Here is an 18,472-nt window from a genome sequence, read left to right on the forward strand (position 1 = left end):
GGCATGACCGACTCAGGTATCGCAATGACAGAAACTTTAGACACCAGCAGTTTAGTACCAGCACCCCCAAAGCAGCGGCTATGGCTCCTGGCAGAGGCAGCAGAGAAATCACCTGCTCTGATTCAAGGGTTGGCTGCTTTGGGCTACGGAGTTACTACCGAGACCTTAGAACCCGATCAAGCCCTGGTCAATATACCCCTGGTGGTTTGCGATGAATTGGGCATTAAGTCCCTACTTGAGCAGTTGCAGCACAGGATGATCTATCAACAGGCGATCCTGATAGAATTTCGCCAGCCTGACCCAGCGGTAGAGGCTCTGTGGGGCAGCTTAGACGATGGGGTAATGGGGGGAGTCAGCACCAGCCAGGTGCAGTGGCAGGAAGGGCTACGGTTTGTGGGAAAGGTCTCTACAGCCAACAGCGGTGGCTTCGCCTCTATACGCACCCGCAACATTGAGCCACCGCTGAATCTAGGTCAGTGGCAGGGCACAGTACTTCAAGTCCAGGGCGATGGCCAGCGCTATAAGTGGATTTTGCGCGACGACTCCGGCTGGGATAGCTTGGCCTATTGTCGATCCTTCGATACGGATACCACTTTACCAAGCCTGATTAGAACATCATTTCGAGAGATGGTGGCGACCCGCCGCGCCCGCACCGTACCCGATGCCAGCCCGCTGAACCCGACGCAGCTGTATTCGATGCAGCTGATGCTGAGCAAGTTTGAGTACGACGGTGAGCTGAACCCAGCCTTTAATGCCGGATCCTTTGGGCTAACGGTGCAGAGTCTCGGGGTTTACCGCCAAGGGCCAAAGCCTGTGGTGGTAATTCTCCAGGGTACAGAAGACTTGAGCCAGCCTCTGGCGGAGGCGGGGCTGACTGGGGTGATTCCTCAGGGACAGGAGTTTGCGGTGATTGGGGCCAATAAAAACCTGCCGCCGGAGGTTAATCCAGCGGCAATAAATACGATTTTTGAGATCCTCGGTTGAGGGGTCAATAGGCCGATCGCATGTCGCCGCGTTCGGCGCGGGCGCTCTCTTTGGCTTTAGCGGCACTCTTTTTAAGGGCTTCGAGACGCTTGATGTAGCGATCGCGCTGGCGCTTTTTGGGGGTTTGCTCAATCAGGGTCTTGAGGGCGCTGCCCAGGCTCTTGTAGGCGTTGGGCAGGGTGTAGCCAAAGCGGGTGGCAATGGCGATCGCCCGCTCGTCGGCGCTAATGCTCTCTTGCAGGGTTTTTTGGTTGTTGTTGCGCTTGTAAAGCCGCCAGCTCGAAAACCCGCACAGCCCCAGGGCCAGCATGAGCAGCAGACCATCCTGCACCCACAGTTCACCCACGGCACCGCCGAGGCCAATGGCTAGAGCCGCCATTTCCCAGCCGTCGCGGGGGATGGTGTCGTTTTGAATGCGGCCGACCTCGTGCCAGAACAGCAGGTTGCGCTGGTCGAGGGCCAGCTGCTCCCACTTGATTAGATCAATCTGGATTTCGACCTGATCTTTGCCCAGCTCTTCGCAGGTGACTAGCGGCGGGGTGACATCAATGGCCGATTCCACCGTCACCCAGCTCTGAAGTTCTGGCGGCAGCAGGCTTCTCAGACGGCGAAGCTCACCCATATCGGCGCGGGCAGTGGCGGTGGCGTACGAGGTCATGGAGATTACGGGGGTGAAAATTGCAAATCAAATTTATTCATAGATCCTACCTTAAACCTTTTTAGTCAAGGGACGGTTATCCGCTCTTGAGCCTAGTCGAGCTCAAACGATAGGAATTACACCAGAATGTCGCAGTACTCAGGCCAAGGCGCAGGCGGCGATCGCGTCCTGGGGGTCAGCGGCATTTTCTAGCTCGGCGATCGCCCCATCCAGCAGACCGTAGCCAGCCTCTACCGTATCGATCTGGCAGAGCTGCTGGCGCAGGGGGGCAGCCCCCTCAAAACCCTTAACGTACCAGGCCATGTGCTTGCGGGCCTGGTGAATGCCCTTTTGACCTTTGTGCTGCCACAGCAGCCCCAGATGCTCGCGGGCGCAGCGCAGCCGATCGACTGGCGTAGGTGCGGCAGGGACGATGCCGGTCTTTAAGAAGCTATCGATTTCGCCCACCAGAAACGGGTAGCCCAAGGTGCCCCGTGAACACATCACCCCATCGGCCCCGGTTTCCTCCAGGCAGCGCACCGCTGACTCGACCGAGACAATGTCGCCGTTGGCAATCACCGGAATTGAGAGGGCCGCCTTGACCCTAGCAATCCACTCCCAGCGGGCGGGGCCGTGGTAGCCCTGGCTGCGGGTGCGGCCGTGAAGGGTAAGCATCTGCGCTCCGGCAGCCTCCATGCGACGGGCAAACTCCACGGCATTAATGTGGTCGTCATCCCAGCCAATTCGGGTTTTAACGGTGACGGGAATGGGCACCGCCGCCGCCACCGTGCGCACGATCGCCTCAGCCACCTCGGGCTGGCGCAGCAGCGACGAGCCGCCGCCTTTTTTGGTAATTTTATTCACCGGGCAGCCCATGTTGATGTCGATGGTTTTGGCCCCTTCGGCAACGGCTTTGCGGGCGGCGGCGGCCATAAAGTCGGGGCGACAGTCAAACAGCTGAATGGAGATTGGCTGCTCGCGATCGCCGATGTCCATAATTTTTTCGAGCTGCTGGGCGTGGCAGACCCCGGTGGCCTGCACCATCTCGGTGTAGAGCATAGAGACCGGCGCGTATCGGCGCACTAGTTGGCGAAAGGCGCGATCGGTCACCCCTGAGAGGGGTGCCTGCAACACCCGGCTTTCAATGGTTACTGAGCCGATCACTAGGGGCGATCGCAGCCGTAGCTTGAGCGCAGAAGAGAGAGAAACCATAGCCATACCCAATATTTGACTAGAGCTTGCCCACCAGCCAGTAGGTGAGCATTTGGCCGCGCCCCTTAACCGCCACGTAGCCACGCTTCTCAAACTGAAAGGTGTCCTTCAGCCTTTCGTACAGGTCTGGAGTCACCTGAATGCGCTGGGCCTCTCCGGTGGCTTCCATGCGGCTGGCAATGTTGACGGTGTCGCCCCACAGGTCGTAGGCAAATTTGCGTCGGCCAATTACCCCGGCCACCACTGGGCCGGTGTTGATGCCCACCCGAATCTGAAAGGTCTGGCCGTCGGGGCGAGGAAACTGCTTGATGGCATCGCAGATATCGAGGGCAAACTGGGCGATCGCAGCAGCATGGTCATCGTTAGGACTGGGCAAGCCGCCCGCCACCATGTAGGCATCGCCGATGGTTTTAATTTTTTCTAGCCGGTGAAACTCGGCCAGCTGATCGAACATGGAAAACACTTCATTCAGCAGCTTGACCAACTGGCGCGGCGTCATCTCGCTAGAGGCAGCGGTAAAGTCAACCAGGTCGGCAAACAGTACACTCACCTGGTCGAGGCTTTCGGCAATAGTGCGCGCCCCGCCCTTGAGGCGCTGGGCAATGCGGTAGGGCAGAATGTTCACCAGCAAACGATCGGCCTGCTGGCGCTGCTGGCGCAGCTCAGTCTCCATCTGGCGGCGTTCGCTGATGTCGTGGACGATGCCTTCGTAGTGCAGAAAGGTGCCCGCTTTATCCCACACCTTCCAAAGATCTTCGCTCACCCAAAAGGTAGTGCCGTCCTTGCGAAACACCTCCGACTCGGCGTCGGTAATTTTGTCAAAGCGATCGAGGTACACCGACAGCTCATCGCGGCGCTTGGGCTGAAGATAGATTTGGCGGCTGATGTCTTCGACGGTCGCTACCATTTCCTCCGCCGACCCGTAGCCGTAGAGGCGGGCCATGGAGGGGTTGACGCTGAGCAGCTGCCCGGTGGCCGAGGCCTTAAAAATGCCCACCGTCGCATTCTCAAAAATGCTGCGGTAGTTCATCTCGGCGGCGACCAGCGCCTGCTCCATCTGGGTGCGCTCCTGCACCTCCTGGGTCAGCAAGGCGTTTTGCTGGCTGAGTTGCTGTCGCTGCTGGGCCAGCCGCAGCTGATTTTGCACCCGCACTAGCACCTCTTGCACCGCAAAGGGTTTGGTGATGTAGTCGGTGGCTCCGGCCTGAAACGCCTTGACCTTGTCGAGGGAATCTACCAGCGAACTCAGGACAATCACCGGGATCTCGGCGGTGAGGGGGTTGTGCTTGATCTGCTGACAGAGGGAATAGCCGTCCATATCGGGCAGCAAAATATCGAGCAGCACCAGGCCGGGACGGCTTTCCAAAATTAGCGCGATCGCCTGCTCACCACTATCAGCCACCTGAATTCGGTACCCCTGCTGGCTCAAGAGCCGCTGCAGCAGGCACGCTGTCTCAGCATCGTCATCGACGATGACTAAATCAATGGCGATGGGGGCATCATCCACAGCACGAGGGCAGGCAGACTAGGGGATTGGTTTAAGCATACGAGCATTGAGCCGAAACGATGCACCGGATCTACACCCTCAAGCTCTAGGGTAACGCCGTTACGCCAGAGAATGTGCCTAAGGGACTGCGCTCGGGGAGCAGATTGATGACCGGCTAACGCACCTTGAGCGCGTTACCGCGATCGCGATAGCCCGTCACCAACCCCTGGCGAAAGGTGACTTCACCGTCGTCAAAGTGAAACACCTCTTCGCAGCTGTTGTCGTTGCGGCTGATGGCCACCGGGGTCTGCCCTTCGGCCCGCAGCACCTCAGTACGGCTGGAGCCCATCGTCCAAAACTCGGGGGCGGTCTGGCCGGGCAGCGGCGCGGGGGGCAGCGTCGAAACCTTGAGGTTTTGGTCGGAGTTAAGGTAGCCAATCACCTGGCCGTTTTCGAACAGCACCGAGCTTTTGCCGTAGTACAAAGTTCTAAACTGGTCTGAGGTGTACTGCTCTTGCCTAGTGGGCGTGCCCTGGAGCTGCACCACATCGGTTTCGCTGGATCCTAGGGTCCAGCGTCCTTGGGGAGCGCTGACCGCAACCACTACGTCCCCTTCGGCCAGCACTTGAAGATTGCCATCGGGGTTGTCGTACTGCTTTACGTAGCCGTTGTGCAGTTCCACAATGCTGTTGCCGTAGCGCAGGGTTTGCTGGCAGGCGCTCTGGTACTGCATGGTTTGAGAGGGCGCTCCCTGAATCGCCATCACCAGGTCGCGATCGGAGCCTAGGGTCCAATAGGTTTTGAGGTTGGGAGCGCGGCGGGTGCGGGTGCCCACATTGCTCTGGGCGTACTGCAAATTGCGCTCGTACTCAGCCACCTTTTCCTTGGCCAGAGCCCCATTGGCGCTGGCGTTGGGCACCGATCGCATGTGGGCGATCGCCTGCTGCCAGAGAATCACCACCTCCGCCCATTCTTCGCTGAATTCGGCGCTTTGGGTGAGTTCTGCGGCCTTCATAGCCTGCTCAGACCCCTGGCGAAATGGGTCGTCGCTGGCGGCTAAGGTAGCGCGCTCGGGGAGCCACGACCAGGTGCGCTCTTGGGGATTGAGAAACACAAACCCGGCGGCGACCCCGAGGCCCACCGATAGACCAATCGCGCTCCAGGTCAGCCGTTCTCGCAGAGTTTGCCCCGGTCGCTTGAGTTCAAAACTGTATAGGGTTTGGGGATTTTGCCCATCTAGTTCGGGGTGGCTACGTTTAGTCATAGGGATTAGTGAGGAGTGAACAACTCCAGTACCAGTCTGCGAGCCAAGGGCCACCGCAGCGCTCGTCTGGAGCTTCCGTTAAAGATTCAAACCTAAGGGGATAAACAGAAAATAGGATTAGGACAGAACAAAGCCGCAGGATAACGCTAGAGAGCGAAGACCTAATATAGATATATTCAGCCAAATGGAGGAATATTTTGCTCTCGCCCAGGTTATCTCACAAAACTGGACTATGATTTTAGGCTTTCTTTAGTTTACGGAAGCTTCTTTAACTTGCCCGTCCGCGCCCATCTCCCACCATCTCCACCTCACTATTTCTTGACCAACCTATGGATGCACTCCCGCTGCGTTGGGATCTGCCAGGGGCGGATGCCGCACCCGACAGCTGGGTAGAGACCGTAGCCCAGGCCATTCCAGGAATCACATCTCCTCGCTGGCTGGCCCAGGTGCTGTGGCAGCGACAGCTAGGCTCTGCCAGCGATCTGGGCGGCTGGCTGAACCCAGCCCAGTATCAGCCCACCCCCGCCAGCGCCTTTGGCTCAGACCTAGCGATCGCCGTCAGCCGCCTCCAGCAGGCGATCGCCACCGAGGAAAAAGTCGCGATTTGGGGCGATTTTGACGCCGATGGTGTAACCTCTACCGCCGTACTGTGGGATGGGCTGGGGCAGCTAATTCCGAAGGGCGATCGCCTCGCCTATTTCATCCCTAACCGCCTGAGCGAATCCCACGGGCTGTCGCAGCGGGGGCTGGATCAGCTGGCCGACTGGGGGGCGACCCTGCTGGTGACCTGCGACACCGGCAGCACCAGCGGCGCTGAAATCGCCTACGCCAAGACCCTGGGCCTAGAGGTGATTGTCACCGACCACCACACCCTGCCAGAGGACGATATTGGTGCGATCGCCCTGATCAACCCCCGCCGCCTGCCGCCCGATCATCCCCTGGCCACGCTGTCGGGGGTGGCGGTGGCCTACAAGCTGCTGGAGAGGCTGTACGGTGCGCTAGATTCGCCGCCGCCGCAACCCCTAGAGCACCTGCTCGATCTGGTCGCTATCGGTCTGATTGCCGACCTGGTGGAGCTGCGGGGCGACTGCCGCTACCTGGCTCAGATCGGGCTAGCGCGGCTGCAAACCCAGACTCAGCCCCATCCGCCCTACCCGCGACCGGGGCTGGCCGAGCTGCTGGCGTTGTGCAAGCGCACGGGCGATCGCCCCACCGATATTTCCTTTGGGCTGGGGCCGCGCATCAATGCCGTCAGCCGCATCCACGGTGACGCCAGCTTTTGCGTGGAGCTGCTGACGAGTCGCGATCGCGATCGCACCAAAACCCTGGCCTACGAGGCCGAGCTGGCCAACACCCGCCGCAAAGCGCTCCAGCGAGATCTCTACGGCCAGGTGATGGCGCGAGTGGCCCAGGTCGATTTGGCTACCACCCGCTGCCTGGTGCTGGCTGACGAGTCTTGGCCCACCGGCATTTTAGGATTAGTGGCCGGGCAAGTGACCCAGGCCCTCGGTCGCCCGACGATTCTGCTGCGCATCGATCCGCCCACAGAGGACGGTAGCCCTCGGCTGGCGCGGGGGTCAGCGCGATCGGTAGCGGGGCTCGATCTCTACCAGCTGTTTCAGGCCCAGTCAGCGTTACTGACCGGCTTTGGTGGCCATCCCCTGGCGGCGGGGCTGACGCTGCCTGTGGAACATATTGAGGTGCTGGCGGCGGCGCTCAACCGCATGGTGCGTGAGCAGTTTGGGGGCGACGGCGCGCCCCAGCCGACAATCCAGATTGATCTAACGGTGACGGTGGCGGAGCTGGGACAACCGTTATTTCGCGAGCTGAAGTGGCTAGAACCCTGTGGCATGGGGAATCCGGTGCCCAAGCTGCTGCTGCGCAACGTCTGGTTTCAGAATGTCTTTCACAAGAAGCTGCGCGATCGCCAAAACAAGGCCGTAAGCTTCATCAAAACCGAGTTTGAGCTGTGGGATGACGGGGCTGAGACAGGCTTCCCTGGGGAGTGGTGGGGCCACTACCGCGACGAGTTGCCCACTGACCGCTGCGATGTAGTGGTCGAACTCGACTTCAACAGCAATACCGGCTACCACGTCAAGCTCGTGGACCTGCGACCGACCGCCGTGGAGGCACCGGGGCCTGTACCGGGGCAATCTGCCCCCATCCTCGACTGGCGGCAGCACAGCCCTGGGGAGCGGGAGCCCGCCCTAGTAGTCAATCAGATACCGATGCAGTGGAGCGACTGGCAGACGTGGCAGCGGCAGGCCGCTCAGGCTGGGCTACCCTTAGCCCTGGCATTTTCTTCAGAGATGGATGATCTATCGCCGGGGGAGGTGTGGCAAGAGTTAGTGGGTCTGGCCAAGTATCTGGCCCGCACTCAGACCGGGGTGACGCGATCGCAGCTCAGCGATCGCCTGCGCCTCTCGCCCACCAGTCTGGCCCTGGGCTTAGCCGCCTTAGAAACCGCTGGCTTTGAAATCACGCCAGATTTACACTCCTTGTCGGTTGCTGATCCAGATGAAGACATCCTCACCATTCAGTTTGATCCCGACCCTGTGACGCCTGCCCCCGCAGCAATCCAGCAGTTCCTCGAAGCCCTGCAAGAGGAGCAATTTCGTCGCCGCTACTTTGCCCAGGTGCCGGTGACCGCCCTTTCCTGGTAGGGTGGCACTGCCCACCATCCCCCGCCGCCATGCCCGCCGACTGGTTCTATCCCTTTCCGCCCCTAATTGAAGGCACAGTGCTCAAGCGCTACAAGCGATTCTTTGTCGATATTGAGCTTGAGACTGGCGAGGTGATCATCGCCCACTGCCCCAATACCGGGCCAATGACCGGGGTGTACCATATCGGTGGCCGTGCCCTGGTCTCCTACAATCCTGACCCCAAGCGTAAGCTGGCCTATACCTGGGAACTGGCAGAGGTGCGCGACACCGTACCCACCTGGGCCGGGGTCAACACGGCGCTGCCCAACCGCGTGGTGAAGTCGCTGCTGGAGGCCAAACAAATTCCTGAGCTGGGTGACTACACCGCCATTCGCCCCGAGGTGCGCTACGGCAGCGACGGCAAGAGCCGCATCGATTTTGTCATCTCTGGAGGAGATGCGGCTCCTGTCACCTATGTCGAAGTCAAAAACACCACCTGGGCCAAGGGCACCCTGGCCCTGTTTCCCGACACGGTGACCACTCGCGGCCAAAAACACCTCAGGGAGCTAGCGGCGCTGATTCCCCCAACTCAGGCGGCGATGCTGTACTTCATTAATCGGGGTGACTGCACCGACTTTTCCCCTGGCGACGAGGCCGACCCAACCTACGGCCTGCTGCTGAGGGAAGCCATGGGCAAGGGCGTTAAAGTGCTGCCCTGCCGCTTTGAGGTAACGCCGGACGGTCTGCGATATCTAGGTCTAGCGAACCTGAGGCTGGATTGAGAAGGGTTTGGGGCAGAGGGTATCGAGTTCAAGATTTTTTCGTGAGCCCGATGCTTTAGACCTCTAACGGGCTGAATAGGTGAGCGATCGCCATGCGAAATGGGGCAATGCCAGCATACGTCGCCAGCGCCAGGGTTCTTTATAGAGGCGGTAGAGCCACTCCAGGTGGTTGTTGCACATCCACTCGGGGGCGCGAGATTTAACCCCGGCCCAGATGTCGAAGCTGCCGCCCACACCAATCCACAGGCTGTTGGGGCAGAGGTAGCGGTGGTCGCGAATCCACAGTTCTTGGCGGGGTACGCCCATGCCTACCAAAATCACACTGGGCTGAAGCTCTTCTAAATGGCGCAGAAACTCGGGCTGATCGGTTGGCCCCAGATAGCCGTGCTGGGTGCCTACTACCCTGAGCCCGGCTACCTGGCGCTGCCAGTACATCGCGGCGCGATCGGCCACGCCGGGGACGCCCCCATACATAAAGACGGTTTCTTGGGGCGACAGGCGCTTGAGCACCGTGGCGGCAAGTTCAATCCCTGGGGCTCGCTCAATCCGCTGCCCCTTGGTGCGAAAGTACAGCACTACTCCAGCCCCGTCGGGGATTACCAGTTCAGCATTGAGAATGACCCGGCGTAGGTCGGGGTTTTGGTCAGCCTGCATGGCCATTTCGGCATTTAGGGTGACCACATGAGCCCCGTGCCCCCGGCGATACTGATCGACGAGCCAGCCTGCGTAGTCGGCTCGCCAGTGAACCGGCAGCCCCATCACCTGTAAAACCTCTGGTGTATTTGATCGATCTACCAACACCATGAACAACCCTCCCCAACCTCAAGTGTGGGCGCTAAACCGCTGAGCAGCTGACTCCAGCACCCGGGCTTACCCCCTGTGCGCATTAACCATAGAGACCATACCTCGAAATTGAATCAATGTGTTGCATTTCTCAACGTCAAGGCAGAGGCTTTAACTGGGCTCACCCAAGACTTCTAAGGCCCTACAGGCCCGCGCCTGAACAGCAGGCGTTTCGTCACGGTGAAAGACTTGATCGAGGCAGGCAAGAATCGGTGGTTTTTGAGTTTCAGGCTTCACTAGAGCCCTTGCTAATCCCTCCAAGGCGGCGATCGCTGCATAGCGCACTACCCATTCTTGATCTTGGGCCGCGCCAATTAGTACAGCAAGCACCTCCCGCTGAGATGAAACCGCCTGGTCAGAGGTCAGCTTAGCCCAATCGATGGTGCCTAACCCTCGGGCCGCCGCGCGGCGTACGCTGAGGGCAAAATCTTCTTTTGTGGTTTCTAGCAGCACGGGCAGGGCGCGCGGGTCACCAATCAGGGCCACAGCACGAATGGCCCAGGCCCTGGCCCCGTAGTTATAGCCGTCAATTTGTTCCAGCAGGGCGGGCACAGCCTCGTGGCCCAGCGCCACCAGCCCATCCACAGCAGCCACCGCCGCACCGGGATTGTTGTAGCCCAGCACGGTGATCAGGGTAGGGATGGCGGCAACATCTTGAGCGGCTGCTAGCTGATTGACCGCAACAATCATTGCGCCCTTAGAATCAGCGGTTTCGACCGCTCGAATTAGCTCTGCTACTGTCGCACCCACGCCTAACCGTTCTCCAGCCCTGTTGATATCCAATTGATTTATTTGAGCTGCAATGCCCTTAGTACTAAAGCAGCTCATCCATTAATGCTAGTACCTGCCGAGCATCATCCGTTAGCCCCGCCTTTGGGAAGCCGGTCTGCCGCAGGTGAGATTCTAAAACGCCCTGGAGAGCGATCAGCTTAAGGCTGTTTTCGGCTAGGGTGGCGGCAATGGGCTGGGCGGCGGGCAGGTAGCCGATCGCACCCAAATCCATCATCGCCGATCGCCGCAGTTGCAGGTTGGGCTCTTGCAGGCGCTGCACCAGGCGATCGCAGTAGGCCGCCTCCCCCGTCAGCTGATAGAGGGCACGGGTGGCGGCATTTTGCACCTGAGCGACTTCATGCTCTAAAAACGAGCTGATTTCATCGATCGCATCGGTGGCACCCAAGGTACCCAGAGCCTCTAGCACCGCGTTGTAGGGCTGCACCAGGTGGGGCTTGTCGGGCACCGCCACCGCAGCGGCAACCCCGCCCGCCAGCAGCGATCGCAGCGCTGGAATCGCCTGGGGATCGCCCAGCGATTCCAGCGCCTGGGCGGCGGACTCACGCACGTAGTAGTCGTTACAATCTAGACATTGGATCAGCGCTGGGACAACGGTGCGATCGCCCAGTTTGCCCAGTGCCCGGGCCGCATTGCGGCGTAGGGGATATCCTCCGTCAGGGGCGCGATCGCCCTCATCCTCGAGCGCCAGCACCAAACCTGCGATGGCCTCGGGTGTAGCCACGCGAAAGCGCCCTAGCCACCAGGCGGCATAGTAGCGCAGTCCCGTATCGGCGGTTTGGCGCAGGTTCTCAAGGGCCTGATCGACCGTTAGGGATTCTCCCTCAGCGTTGACCAGCGGTTGCGGATCCTGTGCCATACCTCAGTGTGTCTCCAGCGTTCGCTAAATCTGCTCGGGGTTTAGTCGGCAGATAGGGGTTGAATGCTGACGATTTTGCCGCCCATGCGGACAATACGCTGCATTTCTTCATTCATGCGGCTGTAGGGCACCTTGATGAAGGTGCTGCCGCTTTGGCGGATGGGATAGCTGTTTTGGTCGGTCGCGTCATTTTGACGCAGCCCCTCAACTTCGTAGAGAAAAACACGATTGCCGGCGGCGGATTGGCTGCCAAAGGCGTTTTGAGCGAGCATAGGAAACTCTCCTGGTCGTTGCGAGATCTCGAATACGGCGATAGAAACCACGCTAGGCAAATCCGAGAATTCACCTAGCGTATGACTAACCTAGAGGCTGGCAGCGGTAACGCTGGTTACCCGGCCACCCTGCTTATGAATCTGCTGGAGCTTGGCCGACAGCTGCTCATAGGGCACCAGATAGGCGGTGTTGATGCGCCGTACCTTGGGATAGCGGGGCAGGTTAGCCCCAACCACCTCAATCCGGTAGACCTTGCCAGCACCGGCACCGTAGGGGGTAGACCCACCTAGGGCTTGGCTGGGGGTGGTCAGCTTGTTGGCCTGAGCCGACCAGCCAGCAGCGGCACTGGTGGGGCTAATGATCGAAGAGGAGGTGTTGCGACCCAGCTCCCCGGCTAGGCGAGACTTTTTGCCGCCAGCCTGGGCGCGATCGCTAGTGGCGTAGCCCCGGTACATTTGGAACATGCGGGTGAAGCCCACCGAACGCTGCCCCGCTTGATAGACAAAGCTGCGGTAGTAGGGCACGACGTTGTCGCCAAAGTTGGCCTGGTACTCTTCGCTGTCGATGAACGAGTCAACGTCAGCGTCGTAGCCCTGGGTCTCGTAGCGATCGAGGTGCTCGACCACTTCAGACTCGACGTAGACGGCGCGGCCCAGCAGGTGCTTGGTGTGCAGCTCAATCACGCGGGTCTGGAAGTTACCGTAGAAAAACTTCTCTTTATACAGCTCAGACTTGGCCACCGCCCGCACAAAATCGCGCACGCTGATGTAGCCATTCTTGAGCAGCGACTCGGCACCGACCAAGCGCTCCGATTTCATCAGGTAATCGTTGCCCAGCAGCTGGCGATACACGGCCCGGATCACCACCTCAGCATCGTCGGGGGTCCAGTTGGCGCGTAGCTCTACGGGCAAAGTTTCATCGAATGCAGCGGTTCCCAACCGGGATGCTGCCGTTGTAATAGGCACAGGATTATCCTCCTTATCAACACAGTGAGCGCGAGCTCAATCCACACAGCAGAATAAAAAAATGGCGCAGTGCTTAGGTTAGATCTCCCTAGAGTTGAGCGAGCTGAGGCCTAAACCCCAACCAACCCCACCCTAAGGAGATGACCAACACAGCCCTGCCAAAGCAAGACCAAGCACTCCGCCAGAGAGGTATTAAAGCCGCAGCCTAGGCCAGGTCGACTTTAGTTACCCGACCGCCGGAGCGGTTAACTTGTTGAAGTTTGCGAGACAGCTGCTCGTAGGGCACCAAAAACTCGGTGCAGGTACGGCGTACCTGGGGGCTACCTGGCGCGGTGGCCTGGGTAACTCGCACCCGGTAGAGCTTCTCGCGATCGCCTCCAGAACCACCGACAATGGCGGCTCCGGTAGCTCCGCTGCCCACGGGCGATGCAGAGTTACGAGCGATTTCAGACACGAGCTGCGAACGAACGCCCCCCTGGGCGCGATCGCTGGTGCCATAGCCCCGATAGAGCTGAAAGAAGCGGGTAAACCCAACCGTCTTCTGGCTCCGCTGGGTCAGGTGACCACGATAGTAGGGCACTACATTGTCCCCAAAGCTATCGCGGTACTCTTGGGAATCAATATAGGAGCTGATTTCCGCTGCGTAGCCGTCAGTGTTATAAAGGTCGGTATGAAAGGCGATTTCGTCCTGGCCGTAGGGCGCCCGGCCCAGCAGGTGCTTGTAATTCAGTTCAATAAAGCGATTCTGCGGCCCGCTCAGGAAAAACTTATCCCGATAGAGGTCAGACAGAGCCAAAGCCCGCACAAAATCTCGAACTGAAATATCTCCCTGCCGAAGCAAAGACTCGGCGCTGGTATTGCGCTCGCTGGCCATGATGTACTGGTTGCCAAAGACCTGACGGTAAGCAGCTCGAATGACTGCCTCCACATCGCCTTCGATCCAGTTGGGCCGCAGCTCTACCCGCATCGACTCATCGTAGGGCGAAACGCCAAGGCGTCCCGCCGCAGTGGTTACTGCCATGGTTGCCTCCTTGGGCGTGCATAGATACAACAATGCCCGGAGCAGCAAACAATCGCTAACAATGCGCTAACAACTGTCTGCCCCTCCGGGCAAATGGCCAACCTAGCTTAGAGCGTTGATGGCGTAGTCGATGTAGGAGTTAGCTTCGGTAGCTGCATCACCAGAGAGACCGTGGTTAGCTTTGACGTACTTCAGAGCTTCCACGTACCAGCTGGGGGACAGTTCGAAGGTGCTGTTGATTTCGTCGAGACCAGCAACCAGGTACTCATCCATAGGGCCAGTACCGCCAGCTACGCAGCAGTAGGTGACCATGCGGAGGTAGTAGCCGATGTCGCGGGCGCACTTGCCTTTGCCACGCTCGTCAGAAGCATAGTTAGCCCCCTGCATTTGGGTGGTGTAGGGGAACTTGTTGTACACAGCTTGAGCAGCGCCACTGACTAGAGAATCAGATTTGTTGGTCAGAGCTTTAGCAGCTTCTAGACCAGCGGTGGCTTGACGCAGACGACCAAAAGCAACTTGTAGCTCAGAAGCGCTCAGAAAGCGACCTTGAGAATCAGCTGCTGCAACAGCTTCGGTTAATGGGGTTTTCATAGTCTAGGATTCTCCTTAAATTGTCTTCACAGCAAATGAACAGGCAAGGCGAATCAAGCCAAACTGGCTTAACTCAAGTGAGGTTCAATTTAGGCTGAACCTAGGCAACAGCTGCAGCAGCTAGGTCGAAGTAGCTACCGATCTCAGAATAGAGGGAGCTGCAATCGCCTTGGGTGATGCCGTTGGTGTCAGAGACGATACCAATAGCAGCGGCCTTCATTTTCTCAACACCAGCGGCTACAGAAGCACCGGGGGTACCCAGGGCAACGTAGGTTTCGCGCAGGCCGTTCAGGCAGCGATCGTTGAGAACGCTAGCATCGCCAGTGAAGGTGGCGTAGGTCACGTAGCGCAGGATGATTTCCATGTCGCGCAGGCAGGCAGCCATACGACGGTTGGTGTAAGCGTTGCCGCCAGGAGCGATTAGCTGAGGCTGCTCAGCAAACAGAGCGCGAGCGGCGTCGGATACGATCTTAGAAGCGCTACCGGTCATGCGGTTAACAGCATCGATCCGCTTGAGACCGTCGCCAGTAACACGGGACAGAGCATCTAGCTGATCGCTAGACAGAAAATCTCCACGTGCATCGGCCTGAGAAACAACCTTAGTGTATGCGTCAAACATCGACTCAAATCTCCTAATTTTTGTCGCTGAGTTTGCTTGAAAGTGGTCACGGAGACCAAGTTAATCATTAGTTCAGCCGGAGCTGTCTAACCAATCTATAGGAAGGATCTTAAAGATCAGCGGGTTCAGTTTTCTCATCTAGTTTACATTTCTTCAAGGTTGTTCAAGCTTCTACACAGTCAGCTCAACAGTCTTAAAGGGAAGGCAGATGAGATGGAGGAGAGGCGTCTCTGTAAGGGATCCGCAACATTCCTCGAAACCGTTGCCTGAATTGGCTTTCGCTAATTCAATTAACCCTCCAAAGATGTTTATACACCGCTGGTGTGCCTTTATCTTTTACAAGTTATTAAGGAAACGTGACCTTTGCAGCGGGGACAAAGCGAAAGAATTCTGCTATTCCAGGCACTCTAGGGGCTTTGGGTTGGGTTCCAAGACTTCTCAGGTAAAGTAACATTTCGCAATATTGGAGCGGTGGATAGCCTCTGGATCATTGGGGGTAAGTCCTCTAGCGCTAGAGGGCGATCGCGCCATTGTCCAGCCCTAGCCGAGACTCAGTCCAATTCTGGCTGGGGCAGCTAACCTAGGCCATCTGCTGCATAGGCGCGGCAACGCCCCCCAGACAGCGGTAAAATTCAACTATGCCAACCTGGGCTCGGCTGCACTAAATTTGTAATTCTGAGAACGCCAGTAAGCACCCGTAAGCAATAGAGACCTCACCCATGGACGTAATGGACTTTTTCCGCATGAGTGCGGGCCAGTGGAACTCCCAGCGCACCACCCACCACCTCCCCTTTCGCCGGGCTGAGCTGGGGGGGTCGACCATCGCGGTGGAAGCCTTAGATGCCGCTCACCCCAGCGTGGTGGAAATCTGTAACCTGCATGAGGTTGACCCCGCCCTCGCCGTCGGTGGGGCACTGGTCACCTGGCAAGGAGCGATGGCCTGGGATAAAGAGGATGAAAACCACGAAGGCAGCACCGTATTTGCCCTGGTACCCGATGCGGCAGACCCCAGCCGCGGCCAGCTGCTGCGCGAGCGGGGCTACGCCGAAATTGTGCCGGTGATTGGCCGCTACGAAATCGACGGTGACGAAGGGCTGCTGCTGATTACCGAGTACGAAACCATGAGCTCGGTGGAGCGCTTCTGGTTCGCCAACCCCAACCTGCGCCTGCGCACCAGCGTGGTGAAGCGGTTTGGCGGCTTTAGCACCGCCTCGTTCTGTGCCGAATCGCGGCTGGCCGCACCCGCCGCTGAGGCCGAAGGCAAAAGTGAACCAGCGCTAGCGCCTGTGTCAGCCTTTGGTTGGTAAGAGACTGAGTCAGTCACCTAGTTAAGCAGCACCTACAGCTCGAATGGCAAACCCCTTTTCACCTATGAAGAGGGGTTTTGTGTAGGTACCTGAGGTTGGCAGGGACTACTCCCCTAGTCCTATCTTTGCCAGATCCGACGCTGTATCCAGCTTCCATTCAGGCCGGAAATTTCGATCAAACATTCACGCCATCACCCCAGTGCAGCATTCAATTCTTTATTGAAAAGAAAATAATTGGGTCTTGCTTGTTTGAAGAAACGTGACCGTTTGTTACTCTCCCTGTCGAATCAAGAATAGTTAATCCACCTATCTCGTAGGCTAAGCCTTAGCTGTTGCTGGTCTTTACCCAACTCAAGTTCAAAGACTTTTAAGCAACGAAAACGATAGTGAGGACGCTTGTTTACTACGTCTTCAAATTGAGAAATAAATCCCTTTTTATTTTACAAGTGGAGGAAAAATAGTTGTGACTTTGCCACTACTAGCCTACGCCCCCAGCAGCCAGAACCAGCGCGTCGAGGGCTATGAGGTGCCAGGAGATGAGCATTCTGGGATTTTTAGCCTGGATAAAACCTTCTCCACCACAGATGTGGATGTACTCGATATGGATGCCCTGATTTCGGCGGCCTATCGGCAGGTATTTCATGAGCAGCAAATGCTGAAAAGCAATCGCCAAACCCTGCTGGAATCTCAGCTGCGCGGCGGTTTGATTTCAGTCAAAGATTTTGTGCGGGGCTTGGCAACCTCAGACGCATTTCGCACCTGGAACTACGAGGTCAACAACAACTACCGCTTTGTAGAATTGTGCGTACAGCGATTGCTGGGGCGCAATGTCTACGACGAGAAAGAAACGCTGGCCTGGTCAATTGTGTTGGCCACTAAGGGCGTTGAGGGGCTAGTGGCTGCCCTGATGGGCAGCGACGAGTACATGACAAGTTTTGGTGATGCGACGGTGCCCTACCAGCGGCGACGGGTCTTGCCCCAGCACGCCCAGGGCGACCTACCCTTTGAGCGGGTACCCCGCTACACCCACGACCATCTGACTCAGCTAGAGTCGCTGGGCTACGACTTCTCAGCCGATCGCCGCCTGACCCAGGGCGACTGGATGGAGACTTCTGACGGGGTGCGCAAAGCTGCTGGGGCCATTACCGCTGGGCTGGCCATCTTCCTGAGTTTGGTGGCGATCGCAACTATCCTGTCGTGGTTTGGCTGGATTTCTCTCTAACCCGTCGGCTCTGATGGGCTAATAAGTTTGTCCGCGCCTGTATCTAAAGCCCTCCGCAACTGTCAGGGGGCTTTTTTTGGCCGGGTGATTACCACAGCCAGCCCAAACCGCCGATCACAGGGCAATATCCAAGAACATCATGATCACAAAGCCACCCATGAGGCCGAGGGTGCCCCGCTGGCCAAAGGCCTTTTGATCGATGTCGGGGATGATTTCATCGACAATCACAAACAGCATGGCTCCAGCGGCAAAGCCCATGGCCCAGGGTAGGGCGGTCTGGGCAAAGGTCACCACCGCCGCCCCAAGCAGGCCCCCAACCGGCTCGATTAAGCCCGTCAGCGACGAAACCGCAAAGGCCTTGCGGGGGGCATAGCCGATATTGCGCAGGGCGATCGCCACCACCAGCCCCTCCGGGATATTCTGTAGTGCAATGCCCAGGGCCAGCGCGATCGCCCCGGCCTGTTCGTCACCGCCAAAGCCCACGCCCACCGCCAGGCCTTCGGGGAAATTGTGCAGGGCGATCGCGATCACAAACAACCAGAGGCGCTTGATATTTTGGGCCTCTGGCCCCTCTGGCCCCTTAAAAAAATGCTCGTGGGGAAACATATTGTGGGCTCCCCACAAAAACGCGCCGCCGAGCAGCACCCCGGTCACCATCACCAGCGCTGCAATCGGGCCGGAGTAGCCCAGGGCGATCGCCGCATCGGTGCCGGGCAAAATCAGCGAAAAGGACGTGGCCGCCAGCATCATGCCGCCGCCGATACCCAGCAAAACGCCCTGGGTGCGCTCCGATGGGTCAAAGGGCAGCAGCACCGGCAGGGCGCCAATACTGGTACTCATGCCGGCGAAGAGACTCGCGAGAAATCCAGAGGCTAGGGGATTCATGGAGGGGGTGAATGGGTGAGTGGGTGGATGCGGCCCGACAGGGGGACGACTGTGGGTAACTACTCTGGCGAGGCTACTATACTAGTCTGAC

At 58.4% G+C, this 18,472-nt stretch carries 18 protein-coding genes; 5 read left to right on the plus strand and 13 right to left on the minus strand.

Annotation, left to right across the window (positions count from 1 at the left end; all coding sequences use genetic code 11):
- The first annotated feature begins 24 nt into the window (after positions 1-24).
- On the plus strand, positions 25-984 hold the full coding sequence (locus tag VB780_RS06065) for a CIA30 family protein (RefSeq protein ID WP_323350249.1): 960 nt from the start codon (positions 25-27) through the stop codon (positions 982-984).
- A gap of 4 nt (positions 985-988) precedes the next feature.
- On the opposite strand, the gene VB780_RS06070 is transcribed toward VB780_RS06065, so the two are convergent.
- From VB780_RS06070 to VB780_RS06085, 4 genes are all read right to left on the minus strand, one after another.
- Positions 989-1,642 carry a DUF3318 domain-containing protein gene (locus VB780_RS06070; protein WP_017300740.1) on the minus strand — a complete coding sequence of 218 codons (654 nt, stop codon included), beginning with the start codon at positions 1,640-1,642 and terminating at the stop codon, positions 989-991.
- A 138-nt stretch (positions 1,643-1,780) separates the two neighbouring features.
- Entirely contained in the window at positions 1,781-2,833 is a 1,053-nt protein-coding gene (dusB, locus tag VB780_RS06075) for a tRNA dihydrouridine synthase DusB (RefSeq protein WP_323350250.1), read from the minus strand.
- A 19-nt stretch (positions 2,834-2,852) separates the two neighbouring features.
- Complete coding sequence (locus tag VB780_RS06080) at positions 2,853-4,340, minus strand: adenylate/guanylate cyclase domain-containing protein (protein ID WP_323350251.1); 1,488 nt, start codon at positions 4,338-4,340, stop codon at positions 2,853-2,855.
- Positions 4,341-4,494: 154 nt separating this feature from the next.
- A complete protein-coding gene (locus tag VB780_RS06085; protein ID WP_323350252.1) occupies positions 4,495-5,583 on the minus strand; it encodes a hypothetical protein in 1,089 nt (362 codons plus the stop codon).
- A gap of 329 nt (positions 5,584-5,912) precedes the next feature.
- Between VB780_RS06085 and recJ the strand changes: the two genes are divergently transcribed.
- Both recJ and sfsA read left to right on the plus strand, forming a co-directional pair.
- Positions 5,913-8,246 (plus strand): single-stranded-DNA-specific exonuclease RecJ, encoded by a 2,334-nt coding sequence (recJ, locus tag VB780_RS06090; protein ID WP_323350253.1) that lies wholly within the window; start codon positions 5,913-5,915, stop codon positions 8,244-8,246.
- A gap of 29 nt (positions 8,247-8,275) precedes the next feature.
- Positions 8,276-9,007, plus strand: coding sequence for a DNA/RNA nuclease SfsA (sfsA, locus tag VB780_RS06095; RefSeq protein WP_323350254.1), 732 nt, complete (start codon positions 8,276-8,278; stop codon positions 9,005-9,007).
- Positions 9,008-9,070: 63 nt separating this feature from the next.
- Here the strand turns inward: sfsA and VB780_RS06100 are convergent, their stop codons facing one another.
- The 8 genes from VB780_RS06100 to VB780_RS06135 form a co-directional block, all read right to left on the minus strand.
- A complete protein-coding gene (locus tag VB780_RS06100; RefSeq protein WP_323350255.1) occupies positions 9,071-9,811 on the minus strand; it encodes a WecB/TagA/CpsF family glycosyltransferase in 741 nt (246 codons plus the stop codon).
- A gap of 150 nt (positions 9,812-9,961) precedes the next feature.
- Entirely contained in the window at positions 9,962-10,600 is a 639-nt protein-coding gene (locus VB780_RS06105; RefSeq protein WP_323350256.1) for a HEAT repeat domain-containing protein, read from the minus strand.
- Between the two features lie 64 nt (positions 10,601-10,664).
- Positions 10,665-11,498 (minus strand): HEAT repeat domain-containing protein, encoded by an 834-nt coding sequence (locus VB780_RS06110; protein WP_323350257.1) that lies wholly within the window; start codon positions 11,496-11,498, stop codon positions 10,665-10,667.
- Between the two features lie 41 nt (positions 11,499-11,539).
- Positions 11,540-11,770 (minus strand): phycobilisome linker polypeptide, encoded by a 231-nt coding sequence (locus VB780_RS06115; protein WP_323350258.1) that lies wholly within the window; start codon positions 11,768-11,770, stop codon positions 11,540-11,542.
- 90 nt (positions 11,771-11,860) lie between these two features.
- Positions 11,861-12,736: a phycobilisome linker polypeptide gene (locus VB780_RS06120; protein WP_323350259.1), complete on the minus strand. Its 876-nt coding sequence runs from the start codon at positions 12,734-12,736 to the stop codon at positions 11,861-11,863.
- A gap of 205 nt (positions 12,737-12,941) precedes the next feature.
- The gene (locus VB780_RS06125; protein WP_323350260.1) at positions 12,942-13,757 is read right to left on the minus strand and encodes a phycobilisome linker polypeptide; all 816 of its coding nucleotides are present in this window, start codon (positions 13,755-13,757) and stop codon (positions 12,942-12,944) included.
- Positions 13,758-13,859: 102 nt separating this feature from the next.
- Positions 13,860-14,348 carry a phycocyanin subunit alpha gene (cpcA, locus tag VB780_RS06130; protein ID WP_323350261.1) on the minus strand — a complete coding sequence of 163 codons (489 nt, stop codon included), beginning with the start codon at positions 14,346-14,348 and terminating at the stop codon, positions 13,860-13,862.
- A 100-nt stretch (positions 14,349-14,448) separates the two neighbouring features.
- Positions 14,449-14,967 (minus strand): phycocyanin subunit beta, encoded by a 519-nt coding sequence (locus tag VB780_RS06135; protein WP_073606857.1) that lies wholly within the window; start codon positions 14,965-14,967, stop codon positions 14,449-14,451.
- A 719-nt stretch (positions 14,968-15,686) separates the two neighbouring features.
- Between VB780_RS06135 and VB780_RS06140 the strand changes: the two genes are divergently transcribed.
- Together VB780_RS06140 and VB780_RS06145 are read left to right on the plus strand one after the other, a co-directional pair.
- Positions 15,687-16,274 carry a phycobiliprotein lyase gene (locus VB780_RS06140; RefSeq protein ID WP_323350262.1) on the plus strand — a complete coding sequence of 196 codons (588 nt, stop codon included), beginning with the start codon at positions 15,687-15,689 and terminating at the stop codon, positions 16,272-16,274.
- 463 nt (positions 16,275-16,737) lie between these two features.
- Positions 16,738-17,496 carry a phycobilisome rod-core linker polypeptide gene (locus tag VB780_RS06145; protein ID WP_323350263.1) on the plus strand — a complete coding sequence of 253 codons (759 nt, stop codon included), beginning with the start codon at positions 16,738-16,740 and terminating at the stop codon, positions 17,494-17,496.
- A gap of 114 nt (positions 17,497-17,610) precedes the next feature.
- Here the strand turns inward: VB780_RS06145 and VB780_RS06150 are convergent, their stop codons facing one another.
- Positions 17,611-18,336: a ZIP family metal transporter gene (locus VB780_RS06150; RefSeq protein WP_323350264.1), complete on the minus strand. Its 726-nt coding sequence runs from the start codon at positions 18,334-18,336 to the stop codon at positions 17,611-17,613.
- Positions 18,337-18,472 lie beyond the last annotated feature (136 nt).

It is taken from the genome of Leptolyngbya sp. CCNP1308 (assembly GCF_034932455.1).
In the GTDB taxonomy this organism is placed as follows: Bacteria; Cyanobacteriota; Cyanobacteriia; order Phormidesmidales; family Phormidesmidaceae; genus Nodosilinea.